Annotated in this window: 13 protein-coding genes; 9 read left to right on the plus strand and 4 right to left on the minus strand. The window is 57.2% G+C overall.

What is annotated here, in order from left to right; translation table 11 throughout:
* The first annotated feature begins 5 nt into the window (after positions 1-5).
* The 8 genes from O3S85_RS18720 to O3S85_RS18755 all read left to right on the plus strand — a co-directional run bounded on the left by O3S85_RS18720 (position 6) and on the right by O3S85_RS18755 (position 7,602).
* On the plus strand, positions 6-422 hold the full coding sequence (locus tag O3S85_RS18720; RefSeq protein ID WP_269542416.1) for a hypothetical protein: 417 nt from the start codon (positions 6-8) through the stop codon (positions 420-422).
* Between the two features lie 118 nt (positions 423-540).
* A complete protein-coding gene (gene rpmF, locus O3S85_RS18725) occupies positions 541-720 on the plus strand; it encodes a 50S ribosomal protein L32 (RefSeq protein ID WP_269542419.1) in 180 nt (59 codons plus the stop codon).
* Positions 721-983: 263 nt separating this feature from the next.
* A complete protein-coding gene (gene plsX, locus O3S85_RS18730) occupies positions 984-2,066 on the plus strand; it encodes a phosphate acyltransferase PlsX (protein ID WP_269542422.1) in 1,083 nt (360 codons plus the stop codon).
* 49 nt (positions 2,067-2,115) lie between these two features.
* Positions 2,116-2,850 carry a DUF3047 domain-containing protein gene (locus tag O3S85_RS18735; RefSeq protein ID WP_269542425.1) on the plus strand — a complete coding sequence of 245 codons (735 nt, stop codon included), beginning with the start codon at positions 2,116-2,118 and terminating at the stop codon, positions 2,848-2,850.
* A 3-nt stretch (positions 2,851-2,853) separates the two neighbouring features.
* Positions 2,854-3,849 carry a beta-ketoacyl-ACP synthase III gene (locus tag O3S85_RS18740; protein WP_269542428.1) on the plus strand — a complete coding sequence of 332 codons (996 nt, stop codon included), beginning with the start codon at positions 2,854-2,856 and terminating at the stop codon, positions 3,847-3,849.
* Positions 3,850-3,999: 150 nt separating this feature from the next.
* Entirely contained in the window at positions 4,000-5,373 is a 1,374-nt protein-coding gene (locus O3S85_RS18745; protein ID WP_269542431.1) for a tetratricopeptide repeat protein, read from the plus strand.
* A gap of 3 nt (positions 5,374-5,376) precedes the next feature.
* Positions 5,377-5,901: an LptE family protein gene (lptE, locus tag O3S85_RS18750; RefSeq protein WP_269542434.1), complete on the plus strand. Its 525-nt coding sequence runs from the start codon at positions 5,377-5,379 to the stop codon at positions 5,899-5,901.
* A gap of 297 nt (positions 5,902-6,198) precedes the next feature.
* Entirely contained in the window at positions 6,199-7,602 is a 1,404-nt protein-coding gene (locus O3S85_RS18755; protein WP_269542437.1) for an MFS transporter, read from the plus strand.
* A gap of 76 nt (positions 7,603-7,678) precedes the next feature.
* Here the strand turns inward: O3S85_RS18755 and O3S85_RS18760 are convergent, their stop codons facing one another.
* The 4 genes from O3S85_RS18760 to O3S85_RS18775 all read right to left on the minus strand — a co-directional run bounded on the left by O3S85_RS18760 (position 7,679) and on the right by O3S85_RS18775 (position 13,828).
* Entirely contained in the window at positions 7,679-9,151 is a 1,473-nt protein-coding gene (locus tag O3S85_RS18760) for a polysaccharide deacetylase family protein (RefSeq protein WP_269542440.1), read from the minus strand.
* Positions 9,152-9,361: 210 nt separating this feature from the next.
* On the minus strand, positions 9,362-10,429 hold the full coding sequence (locus O3S85_RS18765) for a hypothetical protein (protein ID WP_269542442.1): 1,068 nt from the start codon (positions 10,427-10,429) through the stop codon (positions 9,362-9,364).
* Positions 10,430-10,660: 231 nt separating this feature from the next.
* Positions 10,661-12,412: an Rne/Rng family ribonuclease gene (locus tag O3S85_RS18770; RefSeq protein WP_269542445.1), complete on the minus strand. Its 1,752-nt coding sequence runs from the start codon at positions 12,410-12,412 to the stop codon at positions 10,661-10,663.
* A gap of 96 nt (positions 12,413-12,508) precedes the next feature.
* On the minus strand, positions 12,509-13,828 hold the full coding sequence (locus O3S85_RS18775; RefSeq protein ID WP_269542448.1) for an FtsW/RodA/SpoVE family cell cycle protein: 1,320 nt from the start codon (positions 13,826-13,828) through the stop codon (positions 12,509-12,511).
* 382 nt (positions 13,829-14,210) lie between these two features.
* Here O3S85_RS18775 and O3S85_RS18780 point away from each other — a divergent pair, with 382 nt between their 5' ends.
* A complete protein-coding gene (locus O3S85_RS18780; RefSeq protein ID WP_269542451.1) occupies positions 14,211-15,344 on the plus strand; it encodes a glycosyltransferase in 1,134 nt (377 codons plus the stop codon).
* The last annotated feature ends 155 nt before the right edge of the window (positions 15,345-15,499 follow it).

A 15,499-nucleotide genomic window follows, 5' to 3' on the forward strand; every position in this document is an offset into this window, starting at 1 on the left:
CATCCATGAAATACGTCACCTGCCACATTGCCGCCCTCCTGTTCGCCACCCAAGCCTTCGCGCTTGATGTGGGGGACGTCGCCACCTTCGACCGCCGCGTCATCACCCCGGATGAGCTACATTACTATGAGGACGAGCAAAGCCTGAAGCCACTGCGCGCCTTTATCGAAGTGCATAATTTCCGCCCAATGAGCACGCCCTCGGGCCAGCGTTTTGCCATGGTTACGGTGGAAAATCAGCTCGACGGCCGACAAATCATTGAGCCCCGGGACTTCGTGGGCATCTACGCCGACGGCGTGCGCATAAACCCGGTCTTTCGCTCCATCACCCTGGAGCCCAGAGAGATACGTACCATCGTCCTGCCATTCGAGAGCCATTCCTTTCCACTGGTTAAAATCCTGATCGACAACGACGAAGAATAGTCGGATATTGCCCGAATCACTCCTGAGCAATTCGGCAAAATAATAGTTGACGAATGCGGGGGTGCCGTCCATTTTCCTCACTTTTCCCATTTAACGGACCCACCAAACACCTTTCGTCATGGCACAACCAAAACGCAAGCAATCCAAACAGCGCAGCCGACTCCGCCGCGGCGCGAATCGTTTCAAGGCGCCTTTGCTCGCCAAGGACAGCAACGACGGCACCGTATTCCGCCCGCACCACGTCAACCCGAATAACGGGATGTATCGCGGTCGCCAGGTCGTGGAAGTGGAGCTGTAAGCAGCATCCTCAACGATTTTTACCAACCCGGTCATTTTTGGCCGGGTTTTTTATTGGGGGAGGAAGGAAAAAGATTAAAGGAAAAAGTTTCAGTTTGGTGGATTGGATAAAGAATTTCCAGATGCCAGCACCAACACTAGCCGCTTTGCCCGCATCCTACGCCCTGACCCTTTTTCCTTTAATCTTTTTCCTTTAATCCCCATTCCGGCTCCGCCTGAATGGAAGCTTGACCCGGGGAAAGACAACGACAGCCTCAACCGCCAATGAGCAGCCCTTCCGCCAGCGATTACCCAATCGCAGTTGACGCTATGGGCGGGGACCTGGGCCCCGCCGAAGTTGTCGCCGCCACCAAGCTGGCACTCGACGAAGTTAAGGATCTCCAGCAGGTCATCCTCGTCGGTCCGGAGGACAAACTTCAGAGCCTCCTGAACGAGGCCGGCCTCGGCAATGACGCCCGTGTGCGCATCCACCACGCGCCGACCGTCATCAGCATGGAGGACAAGCCCAAGGACAGCTACAAGAAGAAGGACTCGTCCATGATCTCCGCGCTCAAGCTCGTGGCCGATGGCGAGGCCGGCGCAGCCGTCAGCTGCGGTAACACGGGCTGCCTGATGTTTGCCGCCACCCTGATGCTGCGCAAACTGCCCGGCATCGAGCGCCCCGCGCTGGCGACCATTATTCCGAGCCGCAACCACCACTTTCTGCTGATCGATGCCGGTGCCCAGCCGGAAACCTCCTCCAAACAGCTCGCTCACAATGCCATTCTCGGCTCGGCTTATTATGAGGCTGCCATTGGCAAGAAGAACCCCCGCGTCGGCCTGATGACCATCGGCACCGAAGAGGGCAAGGGCACCAAGCGCATCATGGAGGCGCACGACTACATGAAGGGCATTGGCGACGCCGGCATCATGAATTACATTGGGCCAGTCGAAGGCTTTGACACCTTTAAGAACGTCGTCGATGTCGTTGTCTGCGATGGCTTTACGGGCAATATCCTGCTCAAGACGCTGGAGTCCTGCTATGGCACACTCAAGGAAACGCTCAAGGACGAGCTGATGGCCACACCGGTGCGCAAGCTCGGCGCGGTGCTTTCGCAGGGTGCCTTCAAATCGATGAAAAAGACTTTTTCGCCGGATAATTACTCCGGCGCACCCCTGCTTGGGCTCAATCATCTGGTGCTGAAAACCCACGGTTCCAGCGACCGGTTTTTCATCCGCAGCGCCATCCGAATTGCCTTGGAAACGCTGCGCCACGATATGGAGGAGCAGGTGCAAAAAGACGTTGAAAAAGGTAACGGCATCATGAAAGCTCCAGAAATGGCCGCCACCGCGGCGGACCAATCATAAAGTAACGCGAGCTCCAAAGGCGCTCCCCGACCCACGACCAATTTACAGAATGACGATTATCCACTGGCTCCCCCGCTTGACCGCAATGGTTCTCGGGGGCGGTTTATTTTTTATTTCCGCCCAAGCAATATCCACCCAACCGACAACGCTTACCCCGCTGTTCGTTGAGGATTTCGACCAAAAGGACAATTGGGAGCCCCTCGACTTCCCACTGCAGAGCCATTCCGCCTACGACATCACCCCCGAAGGCTACCTCCGCGCTTCATCGGATAATTCGGTGTCGGCCATCGTGTTGGCCAAGCGTTTCGAGCCCGCCGTCACCCCGATGCTCAGTTGGCGCTGGAATGTCGACAACACCTTCACCAAGGGCAACGCCGAGGAGAAATCCGGCGACGACTTTCCCCTGCGCGTGAGCGTCTGTTTCAAATTCGACCCGAAAAAAGTCAACGCCAACGAACGCCGTTGGTTTAAGATGCAAAAGCTCGTCTGGGGCGATTACCCCCCCTACCGCGTGCTGCACTACGTTTATGCCAGCCGAGACGACTTGCCCAGCGACATCCTGCCCTGCCCTTACTCCGAGCGTGCCCGAATCATCGTCAAGCGCTCAGGCCAGGGCGACCTGCAACAATGGCACGAAGAGCGGGTCGACATCATGGAAGATTTTCGCAAAGCCTTCGGCGAAGAGCCCCCCAAGGAAGCCGTGATCAGCATCATGGCAGATAGTGATAACACTAACGAGTCCTCCACTGCCTACGTGGATTGGATCCAAGTTTCGCCCAATTAGATCATGTCAGCCGCATCGGTAGTCATCTCCGGAATGGGGACCAGCATTCCCGACAAAGTCGTCACCAATAGTGACTTGTCTCGCGTCGTGGACACCTCCGACGAATGGATCCGCTCGCGCTCCGGCATCGCCGAACGCCGCCTCGCAGGCGAGAAAGAAACCGCCTCCACCATGGGGGCCGCCGCGGCGGAAAAGGCCATTGCCGATGCCGGCATTAGCAAGGACGAGATCGACCTCGTCATCGTTGGCACGATGAGCCCGGACATGCCCTTTCCCTCGACCGCGTGCCTCGTGCAGGCTCAGCTCGGGCTCACACCAGTGGCCGCCTTTGATGTGATTGCCGCCTGCTCAGGCTTCCTTTACGTCCTGGAAACCGGCACCCAGCTGATGCGTTCCGGCAACTATCGTAACGCGCTCATTATCGGCTCGGAAAAGATGTCGAGCATCCTCGACTGGCAGGACCGCTCCACTTGTGTGCTCTTTGGCGATGGTGCCGGAGCCGCCGTGCTCTCCCTTTCCGACACGCCCAATATCGGCGTGGGCCAGATCCTCTTGCGCGCCGATGGCTCCAAGATGGACCTGCTCAACATGCCGGCCGGCGGGGCCTGCATACCCCCATCGGCTGAGTCTGTCTCCGCCCGCCAGCACTTCCTGAAAATGAACGGCAAGGAAGTTTTCAAGCATGCCGTGCGCGAAATGGGCGACATCACATTGGAAACCATTGAGAAAAACGGCCTGACGCCGGAAGACATTAAGTGCTTCATTCCGCATCAGGCCAATATTCGCATCATCGAGTCCATCGCCAAGCGACTGGGCGTCTCGATGGACCGCTTTTACGTCAACATCGACCGCTACGGCAACACCTCGGCCGCCTCGATCCCCATAGCCATGTGGGAAGCCCGGCAGAAGGGTCGCTTCGGCCCCGGTGACAACGTGCTGCTGACCGCCTTTGGCGCGGGCCTCACTTGGGGCGGCGCGATCGTGCGCTGGACGGCTTAGCCCCTGGCGCTTTGACTGGTCGCCAGTTGAAAGAAGAATTTCCGCAAATTCCTGACTGATTTGATCTTTTAAAACGGAAACTGAAAATTGATGCGGGAATTCGGCTTGCTAGCGCCCGCCTAGCCATCTTTAGATGAACACGTGGCAGCTATGAAACATTCCCAGTTCGCACTCATTCTATCAGCAGCGGCGCTATCCATGTCGGTCGCGCAGGCGAAATTGATCTGGACGCCCGAAGGTGGCTGGCGAATGGAAGGTGGTGCCACCCAGGCGCTCTTCGGCAACGAATTATCCGACGCCAATCACGCCACCGCGCTGGAGCTCATGAATGAAGCCCGCGCCCAACAGGAAGATGGCGACTATGGTGACGCACTCGACCTCTACGAAGAAGTAGTCGACGATTACCCGGAGTCCATCTACGCGCCGGAGGCCCACTACCAGCGCGGCGTGCTCTACACCAAGCGCCACCAGTTCCAAAGCGCCCAGGAGGAGTTTGAAATCATCCTGGCGAAATACCCGAACTACGATAATTTCAACGCCGTCGTCGAGGCCATGTATTTGCTCGCGGAAAAGGTGCAGGATGGCGATATCCCGTATCTGTGGGGTTTCATGCCGTGGTTCCCGGATTACCGAGTGGGTATCGAACTCTATGAGAATATCGTCGCCGCTGCACCGTTCAGCGATTACGCGCCACTTTCCCTGATGAACATCGCGCTGCTCTCGCGCGATAACGACAAGCCGGAAGACGCGATCGACGCGCTTGACCGCCTGATCAACAATTACCCGCAGAGCATCCTCGCGCCGGACGCCTATTTGCAACTGGCCGACGTTTACGCGTCCCTCGTCCAAGGCCCGTCCTGGGACCAAGGTGCGACCCGCGAAGCCGTCAGCTTTTACCAGGACTACCTGATCCTTTATCCGGACAATCCCGGCTCCTATGAAGCCGAAGCCGGTCTCTACTACATGCGCGAAACCCTCGCCGAGAGTAAGTACGAGGTGGGCGATTTTTACTGGAAGTATCGCAACAACCCGCGTGCTGCCCGCGTGATGTATAGTGAATCCATCACCGTGGACCCGCAGTCATCCACCGCAAAAAAGGCTGAAGAGATGATCGCCAAGATCGACTCCGGTGCCGAGCCGCCGATGACACCGGTTGACTGGATTTTTGGCCGCTACCAGCGCCCGAGCTACACCGCCTACGAAGACCAGTCCAAGATCGATGCGCTTGAAGACCAGGCCTTCCAGATCGAGCAGTCTGAGGCATTCCTCGAAACTCCGGGTGCCGAGGCGCTGGAAGAAGTCTCGGGTGACGACGTCAAGGAATACGAAGGCGTGGGTGCCCCGATCGAAGATTACATGGTCGACCCGGCTACCGGCGCGCTGGTGCCCTTCCCGCAACAGCCGCTCGAACCCGACGAAATGATCCCCTACAACCCGCCTGGCCCGGAAAATAAAGATCAGAAGGAAGTCGACCAGTTCCAGAAGGAGCAGGCTGAAAACCAGGACATTCCCGCCGGAGGTTAAGCGATGCCATTGCCACTCAAAGCCATGCGCTTCCTTTTCCTGGTCCCTGCCCTGCTCTGCCTGTGGCTGGCCCCCGGCTGCGCCAACTACCAACTGGGTGACAAGGCTGTAGTCCCCTTCAAAACGGTCTACGTAAAGCCGATCATCAACCGATCTTTTGCACCGCAGGCGGAGGTAACCCTCGCCTCGCAAATCATTACCGACCTCAACCAAAGTGGCCGCGTCAAGACCGCTGAACCCGGTGCCGATGCGACGCTGGAGGTCATCCTGGTAGATTACCAGAAGGCCGTTTCCGCCACCGAAGCGAGAGACACGCAAGCCGCGCGCGGCTTCAATCTCTACCTGACCGCCTGGGTCACGCTGAAGAACAACAAGACCGGCGAAGTCTATCTGGAAAACTTCCCGGTCACCGCGGAGCAGCAAGCCTTTACCTCGGGTGGATTCATCCAGTCCGAATATCAGGCCATGCCGGTGCTGACCCGACAGCTCGCCGAGAATATCTCTAATCAGGTCCTCGGCGCTTGGTAAGATAAGTTAGCGGCACTTTCAACTCGCTCGGCTAGGATTCAGGCCGCAGTGCATGATCGTGCTCAGCCAGGCGACTTGAGCACCTCAGACTGGCTTGGCCAGTGCCTGTCGCAGGAATCTCTGTGATCAAGCGACGAGCCAATCGACTGAGCTGAAGCAGCGCGGAAAAGCACTCAGTCCGGAACTTAGACCAGATTGGAAATAGCGGAGTCGGCATTTCAACCACGGGCTTAGCAGTAATATAACAAGTTTGATATTTAGATTGACGCAAAATATCAAGCCTATGATATATTCTACATGTCGAAGCATGTTACCGCCGAAAAAGACAAGGTCCCCCTAAAAGAAAAGATCATGTATGGTGCCGGTTCTGGCAGCTTCCAGCTGGCTGGAGATGGCGTGAAGGGCCTGTCTTACTCGATCTTTAATATCACCCTGTTGGTCGATCCGGCCAAGATCGGCTTTGTCCTCGGACTCTCGCGCCTGATCGATGCGTTTACCGACCCCATCATGGGAAAGATCTCCGACGACACCAAATCACGCTGGGGTCGCCGACGCCCCTACATTTTTGCTGGCTCATTTCTGGTCGCCTTTGCCTTCTGGATCATGTGGCGCGTGCCGATGGGCTGGAGCCCGGAAGCGATCTTCTGGTGGTACATGTTCGCGATGATTTTCTTCTACCTGTGCGCGACGATCCAGAGCGTGCCCTACCACACCCTAGGGCTGGAAATGACGCCCGACTACCATGAGCGAACCGTGGTCTCCAGCTACAAGATGTTCTTCAGTTTCCTGTTTGGCATTGGCATTCCCTGGGTGTTCCCGATTGCGCAGGCCTCGGTGTTTGGCGGGACGATGAACGGCATAAGATTTCTCAGTTGGTATGTCGTCGTCGCGATTATATTAGGCGGTGTCTTACCGGCGATATTCGTCAAGGAGAGGTATTACCACATTGCGCAAAAGGCGAAGAAGTTTCCGTTCTTTACCGGGCTCAAACTTACGTTCCAGAACAAAGCCTTCCTCATCCTTACGGCCATCATCCTCACGACCGGCATCGGCAGCCAAATGGTCGGTGCCATGGGGCCCTACGTCTGCTACTACTATATGTTTGAGGGCGACATCCAGGCTGGCTCGATCCTCTGGGCCATGGCGGCCAACGCCTTTACCGGCGGTGCCATCCTCTCCCTTTTCCTCATTAACTGGATGGGCAAAAACATGGGCAAGCTTTTCACGATGCGTTGCATGGTGGTGCTTGGTTTTGTCGCCTCAATCAGTAAGTTCTTCTTCTACAGTCAGGATCATCACTACCTGCTGTTTATCTCGCAGCTCATGATGGCACCGCTGGCCGCCGGTTTCTGGACGATTACCACCTCCATGAAGGCCGACATATGCGACTACGACGAGCTCAAGAACGGGGCCCGCCGCGAGGGCATGTTCGGCTCCGTGGGCAACTGGATTACCAAGGTAACCTTCGCCTTCACCTTTGGCCTGTCCGGCATCATGCTAAACGTGACCGGTTTCAACGCCGAGCTGGGCGCGGATCAGAACCCGGATTCGCTCTTCATGATGCGCGTGCTCTTTAGCACGGTGCCAGCGGTGTCCAACGTCCTCGCATTTATCATTCTGTGGTATTACCCGCTCAATGAAGAGCGCATGGCCGAGATTCGCACCCAGTTGGAAGCCCGCCGCGGCGAGACGGACGAGTAGGCATTATTTACGATCAAAAAAAGAAGCCCGATTCGGCATTACCGGATCGGGCTTTCGTTTTTTGAAGATAGTTCGATCAATAATCGTTCTCGCAAACGGCGATAACGCGGCGGCAGATTTCGCGCCCGAAGTCGGTCCACTCACCTTGCCCCCAGTAGCGATAGCAACTGGTCTGCGAGCTCATCAGGTGGAAGAGCGCGTTGCGATAGCGGGTCTCGTCGGTCGGGCAGCCGGGCTTGAGCACCTTCTCGTGGAAGGCTGAGCTGGCTTCTTCCATCGGCCCGAGCACGTTGTCGTAACCCTTGACCCAGGAAATGTTGTCCGTCCAGGAACCGCCATCCATGTGGAACTGATGGTCCTCTGCCTTGCATTCCTCAATGGCTTTTTCGAGCTTCTTGGGGCCGCAGCCGGGCTTTACCTTGTCCCAGATTTTCTTCTGGTGCACGGGCTGGCAGACGGGAAGATCCGTCACCTTGATGCCCATCGCAAAGAGCTTGTCCAAGTATTCGGAAACGTTCATTAGCGGCGTGTCCGTGTGGCTGGCCTGGTGGGCCACTTCCTTGAACTTGCCGGGGAACTCGTTCATCATCACGCCACCGTTTTCACCATCGGCGATCTGCGTAACGATCGGCGGCACCTGCTTGCCCGCCAATTCCCAGCGGCTGAGGCTTTGCGCTTCGTAGTAAGGCTGCATCTGGGCGACAAGCTTGGTGTCGCTGCCCTGCGTCTTAATGATCGCGATGATGCTGGCTTCGTCGCCATTGCTGTTGCGCACCACCAGGCGATGCGGCAGGTGCTTGGCCTGCGGGCCGTGACCATTTTCCGGCAGCTCGATGGTATGCTCCTGCACGAGGACCCACTCAAAACCACAGTCCACGAGGGTTTTGACGAATTCGTAGGCGACGTCGGGCTGGTTCGGCAGCGCCATTTCGGACGGAGAGAAACCACGCACGCGGCCCAGGGCCTCCAGACCAAAGATCGAGGCAAAGTGCTGCTGGAACGCCTTCACGTGCAGACGGTAGTCCTGGACCGGAGTCGAGGGTGCCACCGCGTGGCCCCACGGCATGCCCAACCACTCAATGCAGCGCCAGTAGTCAGGGTTCATTGTGATGCCTTGCAGCGACTCAATGACGTCGTTGAGCCCCATGTCACGCAGGCCGTGGAACAGCGTGCCGGAGTATTCCAGCATGCAGCGCGGCTCCTTCCCGGCACCCACGAGCTCGGGCACAAATTCGCCCATGCGTTTGTAGCACCAGGCAAAGGCCTGCCAGTTGTGGTTGTCGCCCTCGCTGGGATGCTCGCGCATGTGGCGGAGGTTGCTGATCAGCGGCGCGGTTTGCAGGTTGCCCGTGCGCTGGGGAATCAGCGGCTGGTGCTGGTGCAGCGCAATCGCGGCGGCGGCTTTGATGTTATCGAAATTGATGGAACCATCGCCCGCGTAAGGCGACTTCTTGCCCGCCTCGGCAATGGTTTCTTCAATCAAAGATTCGGCGCCGGCAACGTTCGGCAAACCGTCGATGTATTCGGGTAGTTCAGTAACTGTGCTCATGATAAAATTGCTAGGTTGAATATCGAGTGGTGCAAATCCTGAACCCTAACCATAACCGCGCCAACAGCAAGCCGCCGCGCGCAGTATGAATTATTTTCACATAAGCAAAGATTGGGTGACGCCCGTGCCCTTGATTGCCAAGAACGTAGCGCACGAAAGGAGCTGGCAGATGGAAACTTCCCGTCCTTCCCGATCTTCCTGTTTCTCTAATTACATCATCTCTGCCGCTGCGTCGCCCGTGCCTGCATCGGCCTTGTTCACAGACTTATCTTTGTCTGCGGCTTCCGACTTCGCGGCGTCTTTGGCGGCCTTGGCTTGCTCGCGCTGGACTTCTTCCAGCGGGCGTTCGAAGATTTCCTCATCGTTGATCCAGACGATCATGCGGTCGTTGTCCTTGCGGTCCTTCATGTAGCGGATGTTGAGTGCGCCGCGGCTGGTGCCACCTCCGCTGCCATGGGCGCGAAACTTGATGAGTCCCTCGTCGGTATTGTAAAGCGTGAGGAGGTAGCCTTCGTCCATTTTGTCTTCGTCGAAGAAATACTCCTTCGTGAAAAACACCGGCGAAATCGCCTCCTCCGTCGTCTCGATAATCGGGTAAGGCAAGCCGAGGAAGCGCTGTTTCTCTTCCTCAAAAGTCGGCTGAATACGATCGGGGCGCACCAGCTCCGGCTCATGCAGGGATAGCTGGTCCAACGGCATGAGCTGACCAACGTGTAGCTTGATCGGCTTGTTCTCGCGTCGCTCGATAATCACCTGGTTGTTGGCAAACTGACTCAGCGTGCCGACGTCGAGGAAGCCCTGGCGCGACATCCAGCCCCGCGAGCCGTCGCCGTATTCCGGGATCGCCATGACGCGGCGCAGCTTCAGCGTGACCGGGAGATTGTTGATCTTGTTCAGCGATCCGGTCAGCACGAGTTCGTTGCCCTCAAGCTTGTAAAAATATTCGCGCGGGATCGGCGACAGCTTTTGCTGCCGGTCCAGAATTACGATGCTGTTATCTTCGAGCACACAATTATACGCTTCGAGAAATTGGCCATCGGACTGAATCAGAAACTTGTTGCGCGAGATGGTAATGATCAGCGGATCGAGCGTCGGCATGTCGATGCGCCCCATCAGGTAGCCGAGGTTGAGCGACTGCAACTGCGCCTCAACGATTTCCTTCTCGGGCGGGATCTGGAACTCCACCTTCCAGCGCCCCAGCAGTTCCGGGTCGTAGCGCTGCGCATGGAGCAACGAGGTCAGGGCGAGGAAGACAAGGGATAGTGCGCGGAGATGCATGCCTGAATTGTTATGCCGACCGACGGAAAATCAATGGTATTGTTGGCGTGCGTGGAACGCGAACGCTGGTGGATCGCGAATTTCCACATTCGCTTACTATCTATCTGAAATTTTAAATTGTGGTAGGTTATAGGCGAATGTGGAAATTCGCGATCCGCCACTCCACGCCACTTTTTACAAAAAAAAACGCCCGCCAGCAAGTAGCTGACGGGCGTTGGTAAAGGTTCAATACTAGCGCATCTCCTTGCCGGTTTCGGCGTCGAGGATGCGGAAGTTCTCCACGTGGTAGGCCGGGTCGGCGCGGAAGGACAACTGGACGTTGTAGGCCTTTTCGATGTCGACCAAGTGCTGGGCGTCTTCGCGACGCAGGCGCTCGAGGTTTGTCGGGTGAATCAGCACGCGGAGGCTCAGCTCGCGGCCGACATTTTGATCACCCGCGCGGACGTGGCGGATGATCGACACCAGGCGACGCTGAATCTCCACACTCATGCTGCGCGGGCTCTTGACGATGCCTTTGCCGGAGCAATACGGGCAGCCTTCGTAGATGCCCGAGCTGTGGCTCTCCGAGTGGCGCTGACGCGTCATCTGCATGATGCCGAGCGGGCTGATGGGCAGAATATGGCTCTTGGCCTTGTCCATCGCCATCTCCTTGCGCATGCGGCCGAGCACGGCGTTGCGGTCCTTCTTGGCCTTCATGTCGATGAAGTCCATGATGATCAGGCCACCGATGTTGCGCAGGCGAATCTGGCGGGCGATCTCAGACGCCGCCTCCAGGTTCACGTTGACGATGTAATTCTTGCCGTCCTTGTCCTTGCCACGGTGACCGCCGGTATTGACGTCGATCGCGACGAGGGCCTCGGTCTCTTCGATGACGATCTCACCGCCGCCAGGCAGCGGCACGCGACGCTGGAAGGTCTGCTCGATCTGGCGCTCGATGTTGAAGCGCTCGAAGATCGGAATGTCGTCCGTGAAGTGCGCGATCTTGCGGCGCGAGCGCGGGGAAATCTGGTTGACCGACTCGATCATCGCCTTGTGGCGCTGGTCGCTGTCGACGAGCACGCGGTCGATGTTTTCGGTGAGGAAGTCACGCACGGTGCGCTCGATGATATCCGGCTCCTGGTAAAGCATGCAGGGTGCATCCTGCGTCTTGAGGCGGTGCTGGATATCCTCCCATTTCTTGAGGAGCATGTAGAGGTCGCGCACGAAATAGCGCGTCTTCTTGCCCTCACCGGCGGTGCGAATGATGACGCCCATGCCCTCGGGAATCTTGAGCCCGCGGAGAATGGTCTTCAGGCGGTCGCGCTCTTCCTTGTTATCGATTTTGCGGGAAACACCGCACTGGCCGCTGAACGGCATAAGCACGAGGAAGCGGCCAGGGATGGCGAGATTCGTCGTGGTGCGCGGGCCCTTGGAGCCGATTTGCCCCTTGGTGATCTGTAGGATGATCTCCGTGCCGATCGGGAACATCTTGGGAATGTCCTTGAGATTCGGCTTTTCGATCTTCTTGTTGCGCTTTTCCTCAGAGCGGGTGTCGCGGACAATTTCGATCGAGTTGTCTTCCTGCGCGCCAGGAATGATGTCCCAGTAGTGCAGGAATGCGTTCTTGGGTTGACCGATGTCAACGAAGGCGGCCTTGAGGCCGTTTTCCAGATTCTGAATCTTACCCTTGAAGATGGCACCGACCATGCGCTGCTCGCCGGTGCGCTCGACTTCGAACTTGTCCAGAACACCGTCCACCAGCAGGGCGACGCGCGTCTCGAGCGGTTCGGCGTTGATGATCAGTTCGCGATAGGGTTCGTGCTTTTGGGCAGACAAGGCGCGTGCGATTTTTTGGAGAATAGGTTGTTTCTTGGCGCGAGAGCGTGATTCTTTCTTCAGCTTTTCCGCCGGAATATGTTCGATAATTTCTTCTTTCGGGGGTTTCTGGAGTTCTTCGTGGGTTTTGGGGTCGATGGTATCAGTGTTCTTGGTTGATTGAGTCATTGTGGACTAGCCTAATGGTTAAGGCATCGGCCAGCGGCTCCGGTGTTTAAAACAGCAGCATCCGGCGCACATTGCGCCGGTTTTTACAGGCAGGCGTCAGGAGAAATCGCGTCGATAGCGATAAACGCTCTGGATAAGGCCTTGCAGGATACAGCAGCTTAAAACAAAGGAACCACCGTAGCTGAGGAACGGCAGCGGAAGCCCGGTAATGGGCATCAGGCCGATCGTCATGCCGATGTTGATGAATACGTGGATCATTAATATTACGGAGACTCCGACGGCCAATAAGGCGCCGAAGCGGTCACGAGACATCCCGGCGATTCGGATGCCATTTGCGACCAATACAAAAAAGAGGGTTAAGACAATTAGAGCGCCGACGTATCCCGACTCCTCAGCCAGGACCGCGAAAATGAAATCGTTGGTGGCCACCGTTGGTGGCAGGTAGCCGAGCTTAGCCTGAGTGCCTTCACCCAGTCCTTTGCCCGTTAACCCGCCGCCGGCGACAGCGTAAAGTGATTGGTTGAGGTTCCAGGCCACACCAGTGCCCCGCGGGTCTACGACCGAGGGTGCGGCAAAGGCCAGGATCCGGTTACGTTGATAATCCTTGAGCGGCAACAAGGACTGCTCCTCGTAGCGACCCGTGTCCCGCAACGGGTCATACCCGTTTTCCTTCATGAAGTCCTGATACCGGTACACATCCACAGCTACCAAAGCCACTGCCAGGAGGAATAAACCGAAAACCGTAGCAAAGAACTTCTCCGATAACTTGGAAACGTAAAGCAGGCTGAAGACCATTGGAGGAAAAACCAGCGAAGACCCTAAATCGGGCTGCAGGAAAATCAAAAACACTGGGATTGAAAATGCTATCCCCACTTTTATCAAGACCTTAATCGACTCCCGGAACGTCCCTACCTCTGAACGGGCGAGCAGGCTGGCGACCATCATCAGCGCCCCGATTTTGGCAATTTCCGAGGGCTGGATCGACATGGGCCCGAAGTCAATCCAGCGCGTGGACCCCCAACGCGTTTCCACCAGAGGGATTTTGAAGGATTTTAAGGCGGCAATCCCCTGACTGGAGCCTACGTCATATATGATTGCCTGCAGGGCCAGCGGTGCCAGCAGCGCCACACTCGCCCAGTAAAATATGTGGGCGTTTTCGAGGTAAAATTTATAGTTAACCAGCGAGACGACGGTGTATGCCACCGCACCAATAACCAGCCAGAGAATCTGCATCTTCCAGGCACCGCCGCCCAGGTATTTTTGCGCCGAATAAATGAAAAACACCCCCATGACGCCCAAAATCGCCATGCAAATCGGGCTAATCCAGTCGCTGCGATGCTCTTCGCCAAAGTGCATGAAACGGCGAAGGGGAAATTGACGGATTAACTCCGTAACGGTGTGAACAACGGGCGGCATTCGCTTCGATTAGAGGCGTCTTCGGGAAAAACAGGACTGCAACATCCCACTAAAAGATAATTCCCCACCCGCCGCAAGCCTTTGCACAGGAAATGCCAGCCTCCGGCTGGACCGGTAGATTTGCACATTGTGCAAATGGCAGAGCGATCAGGGGTGGTAACTTAAAAGGTGGCGCGGACCGTCTCGGTCCGCAAGCAGTGGCTACAATCGTCATCAGTTCCAGAAAGGCGGTGTAGCGCAAAACGTTTTTTCAGAACCGTCTCGATCTCTACCTCAATCCTTGCGGACCGAGACGGTCCGCGCCACCCCATAGCGCCGTTCACCACCCCCGCCCAAACTTTAATCTTTTGCCCGCGGAGGGAATCCTCTATAACCCCCACCAATGCACGATGACCGCGGCCCGACAGTTTTACACTTTGTGGGAGCCGCCAGGGATGTAGGCGGCACACTCTCCTACATCCGCTCGGTGACGCGTCAAAATGGCGCGCGCAACATCCTCATCGCTCAAAAGGGATTCCAGCAAACGCGGGCACCCCACATGAAGCTGCTGCGCATCGAAGAGGGCGACTATAGCTCACTCGTCTCGCCCAAGGCCGTGTTCGACAGCCTAAAGCAAGTCATTTGGCTGCGCCGCAAACTCGTCCGGGAGCGTAGTTTAATCTTCCACGGGCACTCGCGCGGCGGAGTCCTGATCGGGATCACCCTCGCCCTGCTTGGACACCAAAAGACCGTGGTGACCATCCACAGCAACGGCAGCCATAAGTGGTTTTACCGGCTCGCCCACCGGATCATGGCCGACCGCATGATCTTCCTCTGCCCGTCCATGAAGCGCTACTACGGACTGCCCGCCGACAACTGGCGCGACTGCATTCCGGGCAGCGTAACGCCCATCCACCGCCGCCCCGGCAAGACCAAGCCACCCTTTTTCGGCCCGGGCAGCCAGCGAAACCTCACCCTCGGCGGCTGCGGTATTATCGCGGAGTGGAAGCGCTGGGAAATCATCCTGGAGGCCTTGGGCCTGCTGCCGGACGAACTGCGCACCCGCGTAAAGTTCATCCACATCGGCGACCCGCTGGACGAGGCTATCTCCCGCGACTACGCCCAAAAGCTGCGTTCCCTAGTCGAGCAGCACAAACTGGAAAATATCGTGGAATGGCGCGGCCACCAAAACGACGTCAACGACTTCTTCAGCGAGATCGACCTGCTCGTGCACCCCGCTGAAAACGACCCCTTTGGCATGGCCGTGGTTGAATCGCTCTTTGCTGGTGCCCCCGTCTTGGCCAGTGACTCCGTTGGTGCCGCGGATTTGATTAAACCGCCCGAGAACGGCCTCACCTTCCCCACCAACGACGCGCGTCAACTGGCCGGGATCATCACCCAGCTGGTCAACGGCGAACGCGACTTCCCCTACGTCAACCGCAAGACCCTCCGCCCCCTGGAGCCCGACTACCTCAACGCCCGCTGGGCAGAAGTCTACGTCAAGCTCCTCGAAGAACGCGACGCAGCGGTGCGGTAACGCCCATACCGCTTGGTTCGACAGCATAATCGCCCCAAATGGCGCTGAAACCACATTCCGCCCACCAAGCGCAGCATGTGCGAAATTGACCTCCACAGGCATAATATACTTTACCGTCATATCGGCCGTCCGTAGGTTTTCAGCGAGCCGAGGGC

This window comes from Cerasicoccus sp. TK19100 (assembly GCF_027257155.1).
Taxonomy (GTDB): domain Bacteria; phylum Verrucomicrobiota; class Verrucomicrobiia; order Opitutales; family Cerasicoccaceae; genus Cerasicoccus; species Cerasicoccus fimbriatus.

Bases quoted from the DNA above. Each gene is read 5' to 3' on its own strand.
- lptE (WP_269542434.1), top strand. From the start codon at position 5,377: ATGCCATTGCCACTCAAAGCCATGCGCTTCCTTTTCCTGGTCCCTGCC.
- O3S85_RS18760 (WP_269542440.1), bottom strand. From the start codon at position 9,151: ATGAGCACAGTTACTGAACTACCCGAATACATCGACGGTTTGCCGAAC.
- O3S85_RS18765 (WP_269542442.1), bottom strand. From the start codon at position 10,429: ATGCATCTCCGCGCACTATCCCTTGTCTTCCTCGCCCTGACCTCGTTG.
- O3S85_RS18745 (WP_269542431.1), top strand. From the start codon at position 4,000: ATGAAACATTCCCAGTTCGCACTCATTCTATCAGCAGCGGCGCTATCC.
- O3S85_RS18775 (WP_269542448.1), bottom strand. From the start codon at position 13,828: ATGCCGCCCGTTGTTCACACCGTTACGGAGTTAATCCGTCAATTTCCC.
- O3S85_RS18780 (WP_269542451.1), top strand. From the start codon at position 14,211: ATGCACGATGACCGCGGCCCGACAGTTTTACACTTTGTGGGAGCCGCC.
- O3S85_RS18755 (WP_269542437.1), top strand. From the start codon at position 6,199: ATGTCGAAGCATGTTACCGCCGAAAAAGACAAGGTCCCCCTAAAAGAA.
- O3S85_RS18735 (WP_269542425.1), top strand. From the start codon at position 2,116: ATGACGATTATCCACTGGCTCCCCCGCTTGACCGCAATGGTTCTCGGG.
- O3S85_RS18720 (WP_269542416.1), top strand. From the start codon at position 6: ATGAAATACGTCACCTGCCACATTGCCGCCCTCCTGTTCGCCACCCAA.
- O3S85_RS18740 (WP_269542428.1), top strand. From the start codon at position 2,854: ATGTCAGCCGCATCGGTAGTCATCTCCGGAATGGGGACCAGCATTCCC.
- O3S85_RS18770 (WP_269542445.1), bottom strand. From the start codon at position 12,412: ATGACTCAATCAACCAAGAACACTGATACCATCGACCCCAAAACCCAC.
- plsX (WP_269542422.1), top strand. From the start codon at position 984: ATGAGCAGCCCTTCCGCCAGCGATTACCCAATCGCAGTTGACGCTATG.
- rpmF (WP_269542419.1), top strand. From the start codon at position 541: ATGGCACAACCAAAACGCAAGCAATCCAAACAGCGCAGCCGACTCCGC.